Source organism: Allobranchiibius sp. CTAmp26, from assembly GCF_017565405.1.
In the GTDB taxonomy this organism is placed as follows: Bacteria; Actinomycetota; Actinomycetes; order Actinomycetales; family Dermatophilaceae; genus Allobranchiibius.
Window position 1 is genome coordinate 22,005 of record NZ_JAGEKR010000012.1, and the last position, 16,101, is coordinate 38,105.

The following is a 16,101-nucleotide window of genomic DNA, read 5'->3' on the forward strand; positions in this document are numbered from 1 at the left end:
GAACCAATGTCCCTTTCCTGACGCGCGCCTACGGAGTTAGCTGTCGGGTCGGGCGGTCAGGTGCCCTGCAGATGGTCTCTGCTTAACCCCAGTGGGTCTCCATGCATGGAGACCCGGATGGGTCCCCCGTCCTCGCCGTTCCCGGGACGTTCCCGGCAGATGGTGACACCGGGCGAGGTTAGGCGCAGTGTCACGAGGGCTGAATCGTGCCGTGGTGTGGCACGCCCCGAAGTTAGGCCGTTAGCACATCTAGTGCCGACGACCTGATGTGGATCACCGTACGTGCAGAGGCTGCGCTTGCCAAACCCGGCTGGTCGACCGGCCTGCCCTGTCTGTGGCGGCCCTGTGAGCGGACGCCTCCGTGCGCCGAATCTGTGAATGTGATAGTTAGGCAGGCTATGTCCGTAAGGGGTGGGATCGACCTCCGGTCGCGGGCGAGGTCACGCGCGCGCCGGAAGCCATGGTTCGGCCGCCTGCCTCATCGACGCAATCCGGTTGCGGCGACCCGGCGCTGGGCGCTCTCGCAGTCCCACCCGCGGCTCACGTGTCGATGTCCTGCGGCTGCCGCCGTGTGCCCTCGGGGGTGGCGCCGCGTCCGCCGATCGCCCCGTCCGCGACCCCTTCGCACCGCCAAAACGCGTCGAACTCCGACCGGTGGGAATCGCCGAAATGCCGGGTGACCGATGTCACGTCGGGATCTCAGCGCAGGCCGAGGACGCCGAGGGCACTGAGCGCGATGAGCCAGCTGACGAAGCTGCCGACCAAGAAGTACTCGGTGACCGCATCGATGCCGAGGCCGGAGATCTCCTGGCGCGCGGATCGGCGCGCCTGCAACTCGGGGAACCGGATGAGCCCCTTCGCGGCGATGACCAGCCCGGCCGCGGTGATCTGGCCTGCCAAGCCGAGCCCGAGGATGAACAGGCGCTCCATCGGGCCGAGCAGCCGGCCGCCGCGCAGTTCGTCGGAGGGCTGTGGCTGGCCCTCCGGCTTCACCGCGCCGATCGCGGTCAGCACCAGGCGCACCAGCTCGTTGCCGGTCGTGAGTTGCACCGCGCCGAGTCCGAGGACGAGCAGGAAGCGGTCCGGAGACAGGTCGTGCAGGGTGGCGAACGCGCTGTGTCGCAGCCAGTGCCCGAGCGCGCCGTCGGCATGACTCGCGCTGCCCGCGGCGATCATCGCCACGAGCACGCCGCCGCCGAGCAGGCACAACGCGAGGGTCTCGCCGTGTCGGCTGTGCGCGGCCCGCCCGGACAGCCAGCGCCAGGCCGCGGCAATCACGGCGGCGAAGACCAGCAGCACGATGTCGGCGACGTCGTGCAGATCAGCGAGCAGCGCGATCGCGAGGAGCACGAGCGGACTCACGGCGTACGACACCACGATCGAGCGGACCCGCACCAGGTCGCCGATGCCGACGGCGAGCAGCAGTGCACCGAGGATGCTCATCGCACCGAGGCCAGATCGTGGGCGGCGGTCACGATGATCTCCAGACCTGCGGCGCGGATGCGCTGGGAGATCGCGGAGGGCGAGATGTCCTCGGCGCGTGCGATCTCGGTGCGGGACTCGCCCGCCGCGAGGCGCTGCAGGATGCGCATGGCTCGTTCATCCAGCGATGAAATCAGCTGGTCCTGACACACCAGTGCCGCGTTGACCGCGCCGGCACTGGGCCCGTCGTCCTGCGCGGGGGCGTAGACCGTGCGTACGGCTTGGGTCGCGGGCCGGCGTTCGGCCGCCTGCGCCGCCTCGATGGCCTTGCGTGCCGCCCACCACGCAGGCCCGTCCTGAGTGCCTTCGCGGGCATCCAGCATGGTGGCGCCGCCCCAGCTGAGGCCGAAGCGCACCTGGGTCTCGGGCATCAGGTCGAGCCGGATGCGGAAGGCCGCGTCCAACGCCCCGCCGAGCGTCTCGTAACTGGCCTGGAACTCATCGCCTACCGTGATCCGCAATGCGGCGGTCGCGGGCACGAGCCGGCCCGTACGCCGCAGCGCGGCGCTGAGACGAGCGTGCAGCGCGTGACGGTCGGGGGCACCTCGGGAGTCGACGATGTCGCCGATCAACGTGGCGCACGGCGTCCCTGAAACAATGGGCTTCAGTTCCTGCATATGAAGATAATAGCTTCATATTGACGATATGAAGGATATTCCTTGAGGTATCTCGCACCGGCTGCGCTGATCACGCTCGTCGTGCTCGCGCTCGTCGCAGCCTGCGGCATCGCGGCCCGGTGGATCGACCGGGACGGTCTCACCCCGGTGGTGCAGTCGATCTTCCCCCTCTTCGGGCTTCTGGCGGTAGGGGTCTTCGTTCTCGCACTGGCCGTCGGCGCATGGGTGGGATTCTCCCGACCGATGCAGGTCCTGCTGGTGCTGCTGCTCCTGCTCGCCGCGGTCCCGGCGGCGCTCGCGGTGCCGACCCTGGTGTCCCATACCGTGCGCGGCCGGCCGGGTGATGAGGTGATCATGACCTCGAACATGGAGTTCGGCCGTGCGTCCACCGCCCCGATCATGGCCGCGGTCCGTGCCCATCACGTCGAGACGCTGGTGCTGGTCGAGGTCACGCCCGACGCCCTGCGCCGCCTCGACGCCGCGGGCCTGCGTACCTTGCTGCCGCATCGGGTGGGCGAGACGCGCACCGACTTCCGGGGCACCGTGATCGCGAGCAGCCACCCCCTCACCGAGGAGCGCTCGTCCGTCCCCGACGGGGGTGCGGGGATGCCGGTGGCGCAGGTGCGCACTGCGGCGGGCAGCTACCTCCTCCGTGGCGTGCACACCTACGCGCCGTTGCCGGACCTCGCGCCCAAGTGGCGCGCCGGCCTCGATGAGCTGCGGACGTGGCATTCCCGCCAGCCGGTGGGGGAGCCGTTGGTGATGGCCGGCGACTTCAACGCCTCGACCGCGATGCCCGCCTTCCGGCGAGCCGCGTCGGGGATGACCGACGCGCAACGTGCCACCGGCAGCGGTTGGGTGCGCACCTGGCCGAACGGGAGGTCCTATCCGCCGTTCGTCGCGCTGGACCACATCCTCCTGCGCGATGCCGACGTGGTCTCCTCCGGGAGTGTCACGGTGGCCGACACCGACCACCGGGCGGTCTGGGCGCGCGTCCGCCTCCGCTAGAGAGCGCCGGACGCGCGCTCGGTCACCAGGGGCAGGGCGCCGACAGGTCGCGCGGGTCGTCCGCCGCGGTCCAGCCGGTCGACTCGTCGTAGGTGTAGTCGAGCGTCGGTCCGGATTCCACCAACCGGCGTACGCCGTCGAGCAGTCGCCCCACGTGGTGCGCCCGGGTGGCCAGGCCGATGCTCGCCCGCACCGCGCTGGAGCCGTCGCCCAGGATGTTGTCGCACAGCAGGTGTGCGCAGAAGCGACCGTCGCGCACCGAGATGCCGTACTCGTCGGACAGCACCAGCGACACCAGGGACGGGTCGTATCCGGCGACCGTGAACGTCACGACGCCCACGTTGGGCCGGTCGTCGCCGAGGACGGTGACCAGGCGGACGCCCGGGATCTCGCGCAAGCCGGCGCGGAGTTGATCGAAGAGGGCGGACTCGTGCCGCTCGATCTCCTCGTGGTGGCGACGCAGCGTGGCGCACGCCGCCGCGAGCGCGATGGCGCCGACCGCGTTGGGGGTGCCGCCTTCGTGGCGGGCCGCGCCGGACTGCCAGGTGATGTGCTGGTGACGCACGCGCGCAGTTGCGCCGCCGCCCGGCAGGTACGGCGACGCGAGGTCCAGCCAGTCGCGTCGGCCGACGAGGACCCCCGCGCCGTACGGCGCGTAGAGCTTGTGCCCGGAGAACGCCACCCAGTCGGCGCCGAGGTCGGCGAGATCGATCTCCCGGTGGGGGGCGAGCTGCGCGGCGTCGATGACCGTCCGTGCGCCGTGCTCCCGTGCAGCGGCGATCAGTTCGCGCACCGGCCATACCTCACCGGTCACGTTGCAGGCCCCGGTGATGACGACGAGCTTGCCGCGCGCATCGCTCGCGGCCAGCGCCGAGCGCAGCAGCTCCACGGCGTCCGCCGCGCTGTTCGGGACGGCCAGGCGGGTGCAGTGGCGCCGGCCCCAGGGCAGCAGGGCGGCGTGGTGGGCCGATTCCCAGGCGAAGACCTGCGTGCCGCGCGGCACGCAGTGCGCCAGCAGGGCCAGCGCGTCGGTCGTGTTGCGGGTGAAGACGACCTCGTCGTCGGGGCGCGCTCCGACGAACTCACCCACGGTGACCCGCGCCTGCTCGAACCAGCCGGTCGTCACCCGGCTCGGCAGGCCGGCACCCCGATGCACCGAGCCGTACGTCGGCAAGGTGGCATCGACGGCGTCGCGGACGCTGACCAGGGCCGGAGTGGTGGCTCCGTGGTCGAAGTTCGCGGCGTCCACCACCGTGCGGTGCACGGTGGGCACGCCGAGTTCGTGCGCCACGGTGAGCGGCAGGTGGGCCTCGACCTGGGGCAGGCGGTGCGGCGGCAGGTCCCGGACGACGCTCAGCGCCGCTCGGGGTGCCCGCGGTGCGGCGCCGTCGTTCGGGATGGGGGAGCTCTGGTCGGTGTCGATGTCGTGCGGTGTGTTCGTTGCCTGGACGGTCACGGGCAGCCTCTCGCCGTGGGACCAGCGATCACCGGCTGCATGCCGATACGTCGGTCCGCGCTTGCCACGCGGCGGGTGCGGCGTGGCCGGGTCGTCACTCGGAGCACCCCACCGCGGAGGAGGGTTGCCGCTCAGCTAGCCGAGGCTTAGCGCTGAGACTCTTGACCTGCCAGGAGGCTAGCCGATCCCGCTTTCGGGTGTCACACGGCGATCCGCATCGTGGACTCGCGCCGCGCACGCGCCAGGTGGCCCCCGTGCAGCGGCGTTTGGGCCCGCTCGGCCCGAAACGGCCGGGGTGGGGTGGCGCGCCGACGTTTGGGCCCGCTCGGTCCGAAACGGCGAGGGTGGGGGTGGCGCGCGCCTGCGTTTGGGCCCGCTCGGTCCGAAACGGCCGGGGTGGGGGTGGCGCGCGCCGGCGTTTGGGCCCGCTCGGCCCGGAACGGCCGGCGGCCTCATCAGGTCTTGCGGCCCGGTTTTAACTGATATAAATTTGATATCACTTAAACCGAGGGAGGACGCCATGTCGCAGCACCTTCAACCCCAGGATCCCGTGTCGGACAGCGCCGATCCGACGGTGCAGCCGCCGTCGTCCCGCCCCGTGGGCCATGAGGGGCGGCGGGTCGACGTCGTCGAGCAACGTGCCTGGTCGGTCAACGGCTTCCTCGCCCTCGGCGCCGCGCTGGTCCTGGTGGTGCTGGCCGTCGCGAGCTTTCTGGCGACCGTGCCGGCGATCGGCGTCGTCCTGGCCGTGCTCGCGGTGCTCGTCGCCACCCCCCTGGTCGTGATCCAACCCGGGCAGACCAGGGTCGTGCAGTTCTTCGGCCGGTACGTCGGCACGGCCCGCCACGCGGGTCTGACCTGGGTGCTGCCTCTGACCACCCGTCGCAACATCTCGGTGCGGGTGCGCAACTTCGAGACCAACGCCCTGAAGGTCAACGACGCCGACGGCAACCCCGTCGAGATCGCCGCCATCGTCGTGTGGCAGGTGGCCGACACCGCCAAGGCCACCTTCTCGGTCGAGTCGTACGGCGACTTCGTCCGGGTGCAGTCCGAGTCCGCCCTGCGGCACGTCGCGACCACCCACCCCTACGACAACCCCAGCGGCACGGGTACGTCGCTGCGCGGCTCGACCGACGAGGTGTCCGAACAGCTCGCCCACGAGGTCGCGGCCCGCATCGCGGTCGCCGGGTGTGAGGTGCTGGAGGTGCGCATCAGTCACCTGGCATACGCACAGGAGATCGCCCAGGCGATGCTGCAGCGCCAGCAGGCCGCCGCGATCATCGCCGCCCGCGAGCGCATCGTCGAGGGCGCGGTGAGCATCGTGGAGATGGCGATCAACCGGCTGGAGGGGGAGAACATCGTCGAGCTCGACGAGGAGCGCAAGGCCGCGATGGTGTCCAACCTGCTGGTCGTGCTCTGCGGAGACCAGCGGGCCACTCCGGTGGTCAACACCGGCAGCCTCTACCACTGACACGCCGGTCGATGAGCGATTCGGATCCGCCCGCCCATGAAGGCGAGGACCGTGGGGACGACGGTCCACCGCAGCGGGTGCCCCCTCGTAGGTCGGTGCTGCTGCGTCTGGATCCGGCGGTCCACGAGGCGCTGACCCGGCTTGCGGAGGATGAGCTGCGCAGCGTCAACGCCGAGGTGGAGATGCTGATCCGCGAGGCGTTGCGCAAGCGGGGGCGGCTTCCCAAGGCGGCACGCCCGCTGCCTCGGCGCGGGCGCCCGCGCAGCGACGGAGGCTGAGGATTCCGCGGAGTTTCCGCGTGGGGCGCCTGTGACGGGTGTGACTGACGGCTAGCCTGTGCCCGTGCCGACCCGTCAAGCTCCGAGCAGCACCACGTCGCGCCAGCGTGCGTCCGGTGGCAAGCGTCCGGCGTCCCGGCGCCCTCCGGCACCACGCAAGACGCCCGCCGCGCGCCCGACCAAGGGCGCCAAGGACGGGGGCCTCCCGCTGCCGCTGCGTGCGGTCCGGGGCACCTGGATGGGGGTGGCCCACGTCGCCGGGGGAGCGGCCCGCAGGGTGGGGCACACCACGCACGACGTCGAGCCGGAGTTGCGGCGCGACGGCATCGGTTTCGCGTTGATCGCCATCGCCATCGTGGTCGCCGCCCGTGAATGGTGGGGACTGCAGGGCGTGGCCGGCGACGTCGTCCACGCCGTCGTCGCCGGCACGTTCGGTCTGGTCGGCCTCGCGCTGCCGTTGGTACTCCTGCTGCTCGGGGTGCACATGCTGCGATCGCCGCGCGGTCACCAGGGCACCAACCGGGTGATCACCGGACTCGGCATCCTGGCGATCTCGGCCTGCGGCCTGGCGAGCGTCGCGCACGGCACGCCGTCCCCGACGTACCGCGGTGGAGTGAGCGGAGCCGGCGGCATGATCGGTTTCCTGGCGTCCAGCCCGCTCGTCGCCGCGGTCCGCACGTGGGGCACCGTGCCGATTCTGCTGCTGGTCGGGTTCTTCGCCGTCCTGGTGCTCACCGGTACGCCGGTGCAGCAGATCCCGGAGCGTCTAGGCCATCTACAGGACCGGTGGTTCGGCGAGCGCGCGGCCGACGAGTACGACGGCCCGGTGGATGCGGTCGAGCACGACCTGCACGGCAACGAGATCGACGGACCGGGCCGCAAGCGCCGGTCGAGTCGCAGCGCACGGCGCGCCGCCGAGGAGGACGCACGCCGCGACGGTGACGAACCGTTCGAGCAGGCCGCCATCGTGGCGCGGACGACCAAGAACGGTCGCCGCCTGCGCCCGGGTCAGAAGGTCCCCGCAGGCGACGAGGTGGTCGGCGAGGAACTCCTCGACGCGCCGGCGGCCGCTGCCGCCGCGCCTGCACCCGCGCCTGCACCCACCCCCAAGCAGGACGCGGTCGCACTGCCCGGCACGAGGACGCCGGCTCCGATGCGGGTCAAGGAGGAACTGCAGGCGCCGCCCACCCGGCCGCTGCCGCAGCGCGTCGAACAGCTCGCGCTGGCCGGCGACGTCACCTACACCCTCCCGAACAGCGACCTGCTCGCACCGGGGACGCCGCACAAGACCCGCTCGGCCGCCAACGACCGGGTCGTGGAGTCGCTCACCCAGGTCTTCGAGCAGTTCGACATCAACGCCCAGGTGAGCGGGTTCAGTCGCGGCCCGACCGTCACGCGGTACGAGGTCGAGCTGGGCCACGGCACCAAGGTGGAGCGGGTCACCGCGCTGTCGAAGAACATCGCCTACGCCGTCGCCTCTGCCGACGTGCGCATCCTGTCCCCGATCCCCGGCAAGTCCGCGATCGGCATCGAGATCCCGAACGCCGACCGCGAGAAGGTCAGCCTCGGCGACGTCCTGCGCAGCCAGGCCGCCCGCTCCAACGAGCACCCGATGGTGATGGGCGTCGGCAAGGACGTCGAGGGCGGCTACGTCATCGCCAACCTCGCCAAGATGCCGCACCTGCTCGTCGCCGGTGCGACCGGCGCCGGCAAGTCCAGCTTCGTGAACTCGATGATCACCTCGATCCTGATGCGGTCGACCCCGGACGAGGTCCGGATGGTGCTGGTCGACCCCAAGCGAGTGGAACTGACCGGTTACGAAGGCATTCCGCACCTCATCACCCCGATCATCACGAACCCCAAGAAGGCCGCCGAGGCGCTGCAGTGGGTCGTGCGCGAGATGGACACGCGGTACGACGACCTGGCCGCCTTCGGGTACAAGCACATCGACGACTTCAACAAGGCCGTCCGTGCCGGCAAGGTGACCCCTCCGCCGGGGTCCGAGCGGGTCATCCACCCCTACCCCTACCTGCTGGTGATCGTCGACGAGCTGGCCGACCTGATGATGGTCGCGCCGCGCGACGTGGAGGAGTCGATCGTCCGCATCACCCAGCTCGCGCGCGCCGCCGGCATCCACCTCGTGCTGGCCACCCAGCGCCCGTCGGTCGACGTGGTCACCGGTCTGATCAAGGCCAACGTGCCGTCCCGGATGGCGTTCGCCACGTCGTCTCTGGCCGACTCCCGTGTCGTCCTCGACCAGCCCGGCGCCGAGAAGCTGATCGGGCAGGGCGACGCGCTCTTCCTGCCGATGGGCGCGTCCAAGACGATGCGCGTACAGGGCGCCTGGGTCACCGAGACCGAGATCGCCGAGGTCGTCGAACACGTCAGGGGTCAACTGAAGCCGCTCTACCGCGACGACGTCACCGTGGTCGCGGCGAAGAAGGAGGTCGACGAGGACATCGGCGACGACCTCGACCTGCTGCTGCAGGCGACCGAACTGGTCGTCACCACCCAGTTCGGGTCGACCTCGATGCTGCAGCGCAAGCTGCGGGTCGGCTTCGCCAAGGCCGGCCGGCTCATGGACCTGATGGAGTCGCGCGGGATCGTGGGCCCGTCGGAGGGTTCCAAGGCGCGCGACGTCCTGGTCAAGGGCGACGACCTGCCCGCCACGCTGTCCCTGCTGCGCGGCGATGACGTGGGAGCGCCCTTCGACGGTGCCTCGCAAGCGCCCCTCGGCGTGGCCGACGACGACGACCCCGGCGAGGACGCCTGGTCACTGACGGAGAACGGCCGGACATGACCGTCGCGGCCCCGCGGCGGCGTACCGGCCTGCGGGGCATCCTCGGCACCTATCCCAACGCCGTCCTGCTGATCATCCAGCTCGGCGGACTGCTCATCTATCCGTTCACGGGCGACAGCACACCCGGCCGTACGGCGTACTCCGTGGTGCAGTTGCTGGTGCTGGTCGTCGCGGTGGCCGCCGTCCGGATGACGCCGGCCCTCACCTGGATCTCGGCGACCATCGGGGTGCCGGCGCTCATCTTCAGCGTGCTGGACGTGCCCCTGCACGACGCGTACTGGGTCACGGTCGGGCTCGACGCGACGCACGCGATCTTCTACCTCTACACGGCGTACGCGCTGATCCGCTACATGTTCAGCGACAACGAGGTCGGCGCCGACGAGATCTACGCGACCGGTGCCTGCTTCACCGTGGTCGCATGGGCGTTCGCCTACCTCTACGGGCTGGTGCAGACCGTGTGGTCCGGCCAGTTCACCGCCGGCACGACGCACCACGGCCCGCTGACCTGGATCGAGCTGGTCTTCTTGTCCTTCACGACGATGACCGGCACGGGACTCAGCGACATCTATCCGGTCGGCGACCACGCCCGGTCCGTGGCGATGCTGGAGCAACTCGCCGGTGTGAATTATCTGGGCCTGGTGGTGGCCCGCCTGCTAGGGATGACCTTGACGAGGTTCCGCAAGGAACCGTGAGCGAAGGGCACGCGTATGAGTGACGACCGACCCAGGGGCGACGGACCGGATCCGACCAACCCGTACGGCCAGCCCGGCCGGAGCGAGCCCGGACGCGAGCCCGGACGTGGGGAGCCGGCTGGCGGTCCACCACGCGACGCCCCGCGTGAGGAACCGCGTGAGGACCCGCAGTGGCAGTCGGCCACCCAGCGGCGCGAGCACCCGGGAGGCGGTGCCCCCGGCGGTGGGACGCCCTGGTCGCAGGGCGGTCCGCCTCAGGGCACGCGGCCACCCGTCGTACGCCGGCGCGCCGGTGCCGGGTCGGCGTTCCTGGCTGCGCTCGTGGCCACCTTGGCCGGGCTGGCCGTCTCCCTGGTCGCCAGCTACGTCGCCTACCACCAGCGCACGATGTCCATCTATCCCCGGACCAATCTGCTCATCGGGGGATTGGCGCAGTGGCCGGCCTCAGGCCTGCGCAGTGCGATGGACGGCACGGCGAACGCCGGGACAGGACACTTCATCCTGGCCTTCGCGGTCGCCGGTGTGGTGCTGTTCCTGCTGCTGTGGGTGGCTCTCGCCTCCACTCCCGGCCGTCGCGGCTTCCTGGCCGTCCTGCTGGCCGGGTGGGGCGCGACGATGGTGGCCGGTGCGGTCGCGCTCGGGGTCGAGTACCTCGCCATCTCCCACCATGGACCGCTGGACCGGTTGTTCACCCTGGCCGTGAGCGGGGGCGCCGACTGGGGCATCAGGGTCGGGTGGGTGGTCGGTGTGATCGCCGCGCTCGGGCACGCGTTGCGCCGTCCCGACCGCTACGAGGTCTGAGCGGCACCGAGGCGCAGCCTCGGCCTCGTGCCCGATCAGCCGTCGAGGTCGGCGTACGTCGCAAGGCTGGGACCGCGCGTGGTCTGCAGTTCGCGCGCCACGTCCTCGGCGTCACCGAGAACGCGCAGCACGTTGCCGCCCGCGACCTTCACCAGGTCCTCGTCGGACCAGCCGCGATCGCGCAGGCCGCCGAACAGTCGCGGGTAGCAGCTGACGTCCTGCAGTCCCTCGGGAAGCTCCCGCACCCCGTCGTAGTCGCCCCCCACCCCGAGGTGGTCGACGCCCACCACCTCGCGCAGGTGGTCGAAGTGGGCGAGGACGTGCTCGATGGTGGCGGTCGGGCGCGGGTGGGAGGCGACGTGCCGCGCGGCGAAGGCCTCGTACCGCTCGTGGTCGTTGGGGTCGATGCCCTCGGTGCGCGCCGCCTCGCGGGCGTCAGCGCGCCATGCCGCGCACTGCGGCGACACGAAGTCCGGCACGAACGTCGCCATGATCACGCCGTTCCTCTTCCGCAGCGTCTCGAGGACGTCGTCGGGCGCGTTGCGGGGGCTGTCGCACACGGCGCGGGCGCTGGAATGGGAGAAGATCACCGGCGCCACCGACTCGGCCAGCGCATGGCGCATGGTGTCGGCGCTCACATGCGACAGGTCGACGAGCATGCCGATCCGGTTCATCTCCCGCACCACCTCGACCCCGAAGCGGCTGAGCCCGTGGTGTGCCGGCGTATCGGTGGCCGAGTCGGCCCACGGCACGTTCTCGTTGTGCGTCAGGGTCATGTAGCGGACCCCGAGCACGTGCAGCATCCGGAGCGCACCGAGCGAGCACCCGATGCTGTGCCCGCCCTCGGCGCCGAGGAACGACGCGATGCGGCCGGAGGAGAAGACGCGCCGCGCCTCGTCGGCGGTGCGCGCGAGGCCCAACCGGTCGGCGTACCGGCCGATCATCTGGTGGACGCCGTCGATCTGCTCCAGCGTCGCTGTGACGGCTGCGTCGCCGGCGAGCGTCGTCGGCACCCACACCGACCAGAACTGCCCGCCGACCAGGCCCGCGGCCAGGCGCGGCAGGTCGGTATGGGTGCGACCGTCGGTGCCGGCAGCGAGGTCGAGCCGGTCGAAGTCGTACCCCGCGAGGTCGCGCGCGGCCCACGGCAGGTCGTTGTGACCGTCGATGAGGGGGTGCTCGTGCAGGACGTCCGTCAGGTCTCGGGGCATCGGGCCATCCCATCATCCGCGATGGCGCCCGGCGGGGAGGGTCCGCGAAGCCAACTACCCTGTGGGGTATGTCCTCCCCTTCGCGCAGCGTTGCGCTCGTCACACTCGGGTGCGCGCGCAACGAGGTGGATTCAGAGGAACTGGCCGGCCGGCTGGCCGCCGGCGGGTGGTCCCTGGTCGATGACGCGGCCGACGCCGACGTGGCGGTGGTCAACACCTGCGGCTTCGTGGAGCAGGCCAAGAAGGATTCGATCGACGCCCTGCTGGAGGCGAACGACCTCAAACAGCACGGTCGTACGAAGGCGGTCGTGGCCGTCGGATGTCTGGCCCAGCGATACGGCAAGAAGCTGGCCGAGGAGCTGCCCGAGGCCGACGCCGTGCTCGGATTCGATTCCTACGAGGACATGTCGGCATCGCTGACCCGCATCCTCGACGGTGAGCGCCCGGAGTCGCACACGCCGGGAGATCGCCGCAAGCTGCTGCCGCTGTCGCCGGTGGCGCGCCAGGGGCAGGGCGTCGCGCAGCCGGGCCACGGAAGCCATCAGGGAAACACCCCGCTCAGCGCAGGAGAGATCGCCGGTCCGCCCCAGGACGTCACGATCGAGTCGCCCGCCGGGTCCCCGCGCGTCATCCGCGCCCGGCTCGACGGGCGCCCCTGGGCGCCGCTGAAGATCGCCAGCGGGTGCGACCGGCGATGCGCGTTCTGCGCGATTCCCATGTTCCGGGGCGCGTTCGTCTCACGTCGACCCGCCGACGTCCTGGACGAGGCGCGCTGGCTCGGGCAGCACGACGCGCGGGAGATATTCCTGGTCAGCGAGAACTCCACGTCGTACGGCAAGGACCTCGGCGACCTGCGGCTGCTCGATACGATGCTGCCGGAACTCGTTGCCGTGGAGGGTATCTCGCGGGTGCGCGTCTCCTATCTGCAGCCGGCCGAGATCCGCCCCGACCTGCTCGACGTGATGACCTCCACCCCTGGGGTGGCTCCGTACTTCGACATCTCCTTCCAGCACGCGAGCGGTCCGCTGCTCCGCACGATGCGTCGGTTCGGTGACCGTGAGTCCTTCCTGGGGCTGCTGGAGCAGGTGCGCGAGCGGTCGCCGTACGCCGGCATCCGCTCCAACGTCATCGTCGGCTTCCCCGGTGAGACCGAGGACGACGTCGCGGAGCTCGAGGAGTTCCTGCTGAACGCCCGGCTCGACGTGGTGGGCGTCTTCGGCTACTCCGACGAGGACGGCACCGAGGCCGAGTCGTACGCCGCAAAGCTGCCCGCCGACGAGATCGACGCGCGGGTCGAGCACATCCGCACCCTCGCGACCGAGCTCAACGAGCAGCGCGCCGCCGAGCGCATCGGCGAGGAGGTCGAGGTCCTCGTCGAGTCCTCGGAGTTGGACGAGGACTCCGGTGAGTGGGAGGTCCGCGGTCGCGCCGGCCAGCAGGGACCCGACGTCGACGGCGAGACGATCCTGACCTACGGCGACAAGGCCCGCCCGGCCGTCGGCGACCTCGTGACGGCCCGCGTCGAGGACACCCTCGGGATCGACTGGATCGCGAGCCCGTTGTGAGCGGAGAGCACCGCCTGGTGCCTCCGCCGCTCGTGCCCGATCCCGCGACCGCCCCGAGCACCGGGGTGAGCAACTGGAACATCGCCAACGCCCTGACCGTCCTGCGGATCCTCCTGGTGCCGCTCTTCGGGTGGCTGTTGCTCACCCACGGGGGTCACGACACGGCGTACCGCTGGGGTGCGCTGGGGGTCTTCTTCGTCGCGTCGGTCACCGACCGCATCGACGGCGACCTCGCACGGTCGCGCGGGCTGGTCACCGACTTCGGCAAGATCGTCGACCCGATCGCCGACAAGGCGCTCATGGGGATGGCGCTCGTCGGCCTGTCGCTGATCCACGAGGTCCCGTGGTGGATCACCGTGCTCATCCTGCTGCGCGAGTTCGGCGTGACGGTGCTGCGGCTGTGGGTGCTGCGGCACGGAGTGCTGCCGGCGAGCCGTGGCGGTAAGGCCAAGACGGCGCTGCAGGCACTCGGGATCGGGTTGTTCGTGATGCCCCTGGGCGGCATCGTGCACGTCGCGGCGTGGTGCGTGCTGCTGGTCGCGCTCGTCATCACGGTCGTGACCGGCGTCGACTACGTGTTCCGAGCGCTGCGGCTGCGCGCCGCACCGGTGCGCTGAGTCCCGTGTCGGGGGCGATCGATCCGGCCGTCATCGTCGCGGCGCTGCGGGCCGAGGACGCCACGGTCGCAGTGGCCGAATCGCTGACCGGGGGGCTCGTCGTGGCCCGGTTGGTGCAGGTGCCCGGCGCCAGCGCCGTGGTGCGCGGGGGAGTGGTGGCCTACGCGACCGACCTCAAGCACAGCGTGCTGGGCGTGGACGGCGGGCTGTTGGCCGCCGGTGGCGCGGTGCAGGCGCAGGTCGCCGAGCAGATGGCGACCGGCGTACGCCGGGTCCTCGGGTCGACGTACGGGCTCGGGACGACCGGCGTCGCGGGACCGACCGAGCAGGACGGCCAACCCGTCGGGCGTGCGTTCGTGGCGGTGGCGGCCCCGCGGGGCGTGCGGGTGCAGCAGCTGGACCTGCCCGGGGGCCGCGAGGCCGTGCGAGAGGCGTGCACCGTGGCGGTGCTCCAGCTGCTGGCCGCGCAGCTCGCCGACGCGGGTCGCCGGGATTAATCGACTCGACGAGGGCGTTCAGAGGGATGATGCTCCAGCTGCCCGTGGCCGGGCCTCGACACGTGTGTCGGCCCCAGTGGGTAGGCTGACGGACACGAAGCGGTCACCACGTACGCTGCGATGCCCGATCGCACCGGCCGACGACACGAGGACACTGGGAGGCGCTCATGATCTTGTTACGACGCGAGCTCGGTGATGTCCTTCGCGACCAGCGCCAGGACCAAGGCCGCACACTGCGCGAGGTCTCGGCCGCAGCCAAGGTCTCGCTGGGCTACCTCAGCGAGATCGAACGCGGTGAGAAGGAAGCCTCCTCCGAACTGCTGTCATCGGTCTGCTCGGCCCTCGGCATCCCCCTTTCGACGGCCCTGTCCCAGGTGTCCCAGCGCGTGGCAGCCGCCGAGGCCGTCGGCGCGCCGGTGCCGCTCCCGATGCACACCGAGCGCACCCCGGTCGTCTCCGCGGCCTGATCCGCGTCCTACGCACGGCGGGAGTTCCTGCGCGCTCGGTGGGTCGCGCACGGTTCTACCCCGATCTTGGGAGTACCTGCGCGCCGCTTAGGGCGCGCACGTACTCCCGATGTTTCCCCCCGAGGACATCACCGACCGATGGGGCGCTGACGTTTCCCGTCGTCCGTGGGTCCCAGCCCGCCCTGGCAGTGCGGGCAGTAGAACATCGTGCGGTCCTGAGGGGCCGTGCCGATCATCGCGACCCGGATGAGCGTGCCGCATCGCTCGCACGGCAGCCCGCTGCGACCGTGCACGTAGTTGTCGTCGAGCAGCCCGGTGCGCTGGGTGAGCGAGCGCGACGGGTCGTGCGCCGACTGCGCCAGCTGCCGTTGCGCCACGTCCACCAGGGCACGGATCTGCTCGGGATCGAGTTCGTCGATCGCCGTCCACGGATTCAGCCGGCGGGCGAAGAGGGCTTCGGCGGCGAAGAACGTGCCGATCCCGGCGAGGTTGCGCTGGTCCAACAACGCCTCGCCGATGGTGAGGGCAGGAGTTTGGAGCAGCCGGCGTACCGCCTCCTCCGGGTCCCAATCCGCGCCGAGCACATCGGGGCCGAGATGTCCGACCAGCCGGTGCTCGTCGCCGGTTGCAATCAGGTCGAGCATGCCGAGGCGCCAGCCGACGGCAGCCCAGGTGTCGGTCGCGAGGAGGGCACGGATGTCGGCGGCTTGGGCGAAGCGCGGTGTCACCTGCGGTGTCGGGCGCACCCGCCACGAACCCTCCATGCGCAGGTGGGAGTGGATCGTCAGACCCGAGTCCAGCCGATGCAGCAAGTGCTTCCCGCGACTGTGCACCCCGGTCGTGACCATGCCGTGCAACGGGCGGTCGGGGATGCTGGGCCAGCGCAACTCGGCGCCGACCAGCGGTTGGTCGCGCAGTGCGGCGTTCAGTCGGTCGGCCGCCTTCCAGACGACGTCGCCTTCGGGCACCTCGCCACCGTAACCGGCCGGCTCCCGCGGCCCTGACCGTGGTTGTCAGCGGATCCGTGGTGTCGGTGTCATTTTCCTGCTGACGACCGACGGGGTGGTGACCTGGTTGTCAGCGGATTCGTGTTGTCGGCGCCACTTTCCTGCTGACAACCGGCGGGGTGGTGACCCGGT

At 71.0% G+C, this 16,101-nt stretch carries 15 protein-coding genes and 2 riboswitches; of the genes, 10 read left to right on the forward strand and 5 right to left on the reverse strand.

The window, feature by feature from the left end:
• Window positions 1-10: 10 nt before the first annotated feature.
• Window positions 11-195, reverse strand: a riboswitch (cyclic di-AMP (ydaO/yuaA leader).
• A gap of 504 nt (window positions 196-699) precedes the next feature.
• Together J4030_RS08440 and J4030_RS08445 are read right to left on the reverse strand one after the other, a co-directional pair.
• Complete coding sequence (locus J4030_RS08440) at window positions 700-1,443, reverse strand: hypothetical protein (RefSeq protein WP_208048789.1); 744 nt, start codon at window positions 1,441-1,443, stop codon at window positions 700-702.
• Entirely contained in the window at window positions 1,440-2,099 is a 660-nt protein-coding gene (locus tag J4030_RS08445; protein WP_208048790.1) for a SatD family protein, read from the reverse strand. The genes J4030_RS08440 and J4030_RS08445 overlap by 4 nt, the downstream gene beginning before the upstream one ends.
• 42 nt (window positions 2,100-2,141) lie before the next feature.
• Here J4030_RS08445 and J4030_RS08450 point away from each other — a divergent pair, with 42 nt between their 5' ends.
• The gene (locus tag J4030_RS08450) at window positions 2,142-3,107 is read left to right on the forward strand and encodes an endonuclease/exonuclease/phosphatase family protein (protein WP_208048791.1); all 966 of its coding nucleotides are present in this window, start codon (window positions 2,142-2,144) and stop codon (window positions 3,105-3,107) included.
• A 22-nt stretch (window positions 3,108-3,129) separates the two neighbouring features.
• On the opposite strand, the gene J4030_RS08455 is transcribed toward J4030_RS08450, so the two are convergent.
• Window positions 3,130-4,563 (reverse strand): aminotransferase class V-fold PLP-dependent enzyme, encoded by a 1,434-nt coding sequence (locus J4030_RS08455; RefSeq protein WP_307864619.1) that lies wholly within the window; start codon window positions 4,561-4,563, stop codon window positions 3,130-3,132.
• A gap of 52 nt (window positions 4,564-4,615) precedes the next feature.
• Window positions 4,616-4,730: riboswitch (SAM riboswitch) on the reverse strand.
• Window positions 4,731-5,083: 353 nt separating this feature from the next.
• Between J4030_RS08455 and J4030_RS08460 the strand changes: the two genes are divergently transcribed.
• The 5 genes from J4030_RS08460 to J4030_RS08480 all read left to right on the forward strand — a co-directional run bounded on the left by J4030_RS08460 (window position 5,084) and on the right by J4030_RS08480 (window position 10,605).
• A complete protein-coding gene (locus J4030_RS08460) occupies window positions 5,084-6,034 on the forward strand; it encodes an SPFH domain-containing protein (RefSeq protein WP_208048792.1) in 951 nt (316 codons plus the stop codon).
• Window positions 6,035-6,045: 11 nt separating this feature from the next.
• A complete protein-coding gene (locus J4030_RS08465) occupies window positions 6,046-6,312 on the forward strand; it encodes an Arc family DNA-binding protein (RefSeq protein ID WP_243763070.1) in 267 nt (88 codons plus the stop codon).
• 238 nt (window positions 6,313-6,550) lie between these two features.
• Complete coding sequence (locus tag J4030_RS08470) at window positions 6,551-9,112, forward strand: DNA translocase FtsK (protein WP_208049022.1); 2,562 nt, start codon at window positions 6,551-6,553, stop codon at window positions 9,110-9,112.
• The gene (locus J4030_RS08475) at window positions 9,109-9,804 is read left to right on the forward strand and encodes an ion channel (RefSeq protein ID WP_208048793.1); all 696 of its coding nucleotides are present in this window, start codon (window positions 9,109-9,111) and stop codon (window positions 9,802-9,804) included. Before J4030_RS08470 ends, J4030_RS08475 begins: the two co-directional genes overlap by 4 nt.
• Before the next feature lie 15 nt (window positions 9,805-9,819).
• Window positions 9,820-10,605: a hypothetical protein gene (locus J4030_RS08480; protein WP_208048794.1), complete on the forward strand. Its 786-nt coding sequence runs from the start codon at window positions 9,820-9,822 to the stop codon at window positions 10,603-10,605.
• Window positions 10,606-10,640: 35 nt separating this feature from the next.
• On the opposite strand, the gene J4030_RS08485 is transcribed toward J4030_RS08480, so the two are convergent.
• Window positions 10,641-11,816 carry a dipeptidase gene (locus J4030_RS08485; RefSeq protein WP_208048795.1) on the reverse strand — a complete coding sequence of 392 codons (1,176 nt, stop codon included), beginning with the start codon at window positions 11,814-11,816 and terminating at the stop codon, window positions 10,641-10,643.
• A 68-nt stretch (window positions 11,817-11,884) separates the two neighbouring features.
• On the opposite strand from J4030_RS08485, the gene rimO reads away from it, so the two are divergent.
• The 4 genes from rimO to J4030_RS08505 all read left to right on the forward strand — a co-directional run bounded on the left by rimO (window position 11,885) and on the right by J4030_RS08505 (window position 14,962).
• Window positions 11,885-13,381, forward strand: a complete 1,497-nt coding sequence (gene rimO, locus J4030_RS08490; protein ID WP_208048796.1) for a 30S ribosomal protein S12 methylthiotransferase RimO — start codon at window positions 11,885-11,887, stop codon at window positions 13,379-13,381.
• Window positions 13,378-13,998, forward strand: a complete 621-nt coding sequence (gene pgsA / locus J4030_RS08495) for a CDP-diacylglycerol--glycerol-3-phosphate 3-phosphatidyltransferase (RefSeq protein WP_374221986.1) — start codon at window positions 13,378-13,380, stop codon at window positions 13,996-13,998. The genes rimO and pgsA overlap by 4 nt, the downstream gene beginning before the upstream one ends.
• 5 nt (window positions 13,999-14,003) lie before the next feature.
• Complete coding sequence (locus tag J4030_RS08500; RefSeq protein ID WP_307864620.1) at window positions 14,004-14,495, forward strand: CinA family protein; 492 nt, start codon at window positions 14,004-14,006, stop codon at window positions 14,493-14,495.
• Window positions 14,496-14,662: 167 nt separating this feature from the next.
• Window positions 14,663-14,962, forward strand: a complete 300-nt coding sequence (locus J4030_RS08505; protein WP_208048797.1) for a helix-turn-helix domain-containing protein — start codon at window positions 14,663-14,665, stop codon at window positions 14,960-14,962.
• A gap of 128 nt (window positions 14,963-15,090) precedes the next feature.
• On the opposite strand, the gene J4030_RS08510 is transcribed toward J4030_RS08505, so the two are convergent.
• The gene (locus J4030_RS08510; protein ID WP_208048798.1) at window positions 15,091-15,930 is read right to left on the reverse strand and encodes an Fpg/Nei family DNA glycosylase; all 840 of its coding nucleotides are present in this window, start codon (window positions 15,928-15,930) and stop codon (window positions 15,091-15,093) included.
• Window positions 15,931-16,101 lie beyond the last annotated feature (171 nt).

What these genes read in the sequence shown, in the direction of transcription:
- J4030_RS08505 (WP_208048797.1), top strand. Translation starts at nt 14,663, where the DNA reads ATGATCTTGTTACGACGCGAGCTCGGTGATGTCCTTCGCGACCAGCGC.
- J4030_RS08480 (WP_208048794.1), top strand. Translation starts at nt 9,820, where the DNA reads ATGAGTGACGACCGACCCAGGGGCGACGGACCGGATCCGACCAACCCG.
- J4030_RS08465 (WP_243763070.1), top strand. Translation starts at nt 6,046, where the DNA reads ATGAGCGATTCGGATCCGCCCGCCCATGAAGGCGAGGACCGTGGGGAC.
- J4030_RS08470 (WP_208049022.1), top strand. Translation starts at nt 6,551, where the DNA reads ATGGGGGTGGCCCACGTCGCCGGGGGAGCGGCCCGCAGGGTGGGGCAC.
- rimO (WP_208048796.1), top strand. Translation starts at nt 11,885, where the DNA reads ATGTCCTCCCCTTCGCGCAGCGTTGCGCTCGTCACACTCGGGTGCGCG.
- J4030_RS08445 (WP_208048790.1), bottom strand. Translation starts at nt 2,099, where the DNA reads ATGCAGGAACTGAAGCCCATTGTTTCAGGGACGCCGTGCGCCACGTTG.
- J4030_RS08485 (WP_208048795.1), bottom strand. Translation starts at nt 11,816, where the DNA reads ATGCCCCGAGACCTGACGGACGTCCTGCACGAGCACCCCCTCATCGAC.
- J4030_RS08475 (WP_208048793.1), top strand. Translation starts at nt 9,109, where the DNA reads ATGACCGTCGCGGCCCCGCGGCGGCGTACCGGCCTGCGGGGCATCCTC.
- J4030_RS08440 (WP_208048789.1), bottom strand. Translation starts at nt 1,443, where the DNA reads ATGAGCATCCTCGGTGCACTGCTGCTCGCCGTCGGCATCGGCGACCTG.
- J4030_RS08460 (WP_208048792.1), top strand. Translation starts at nt 5,084, where the DNA reads ATGTCGCAGCACCTTCAACCCCAGGATCCCGTGTCGGACAGCGCCGAT.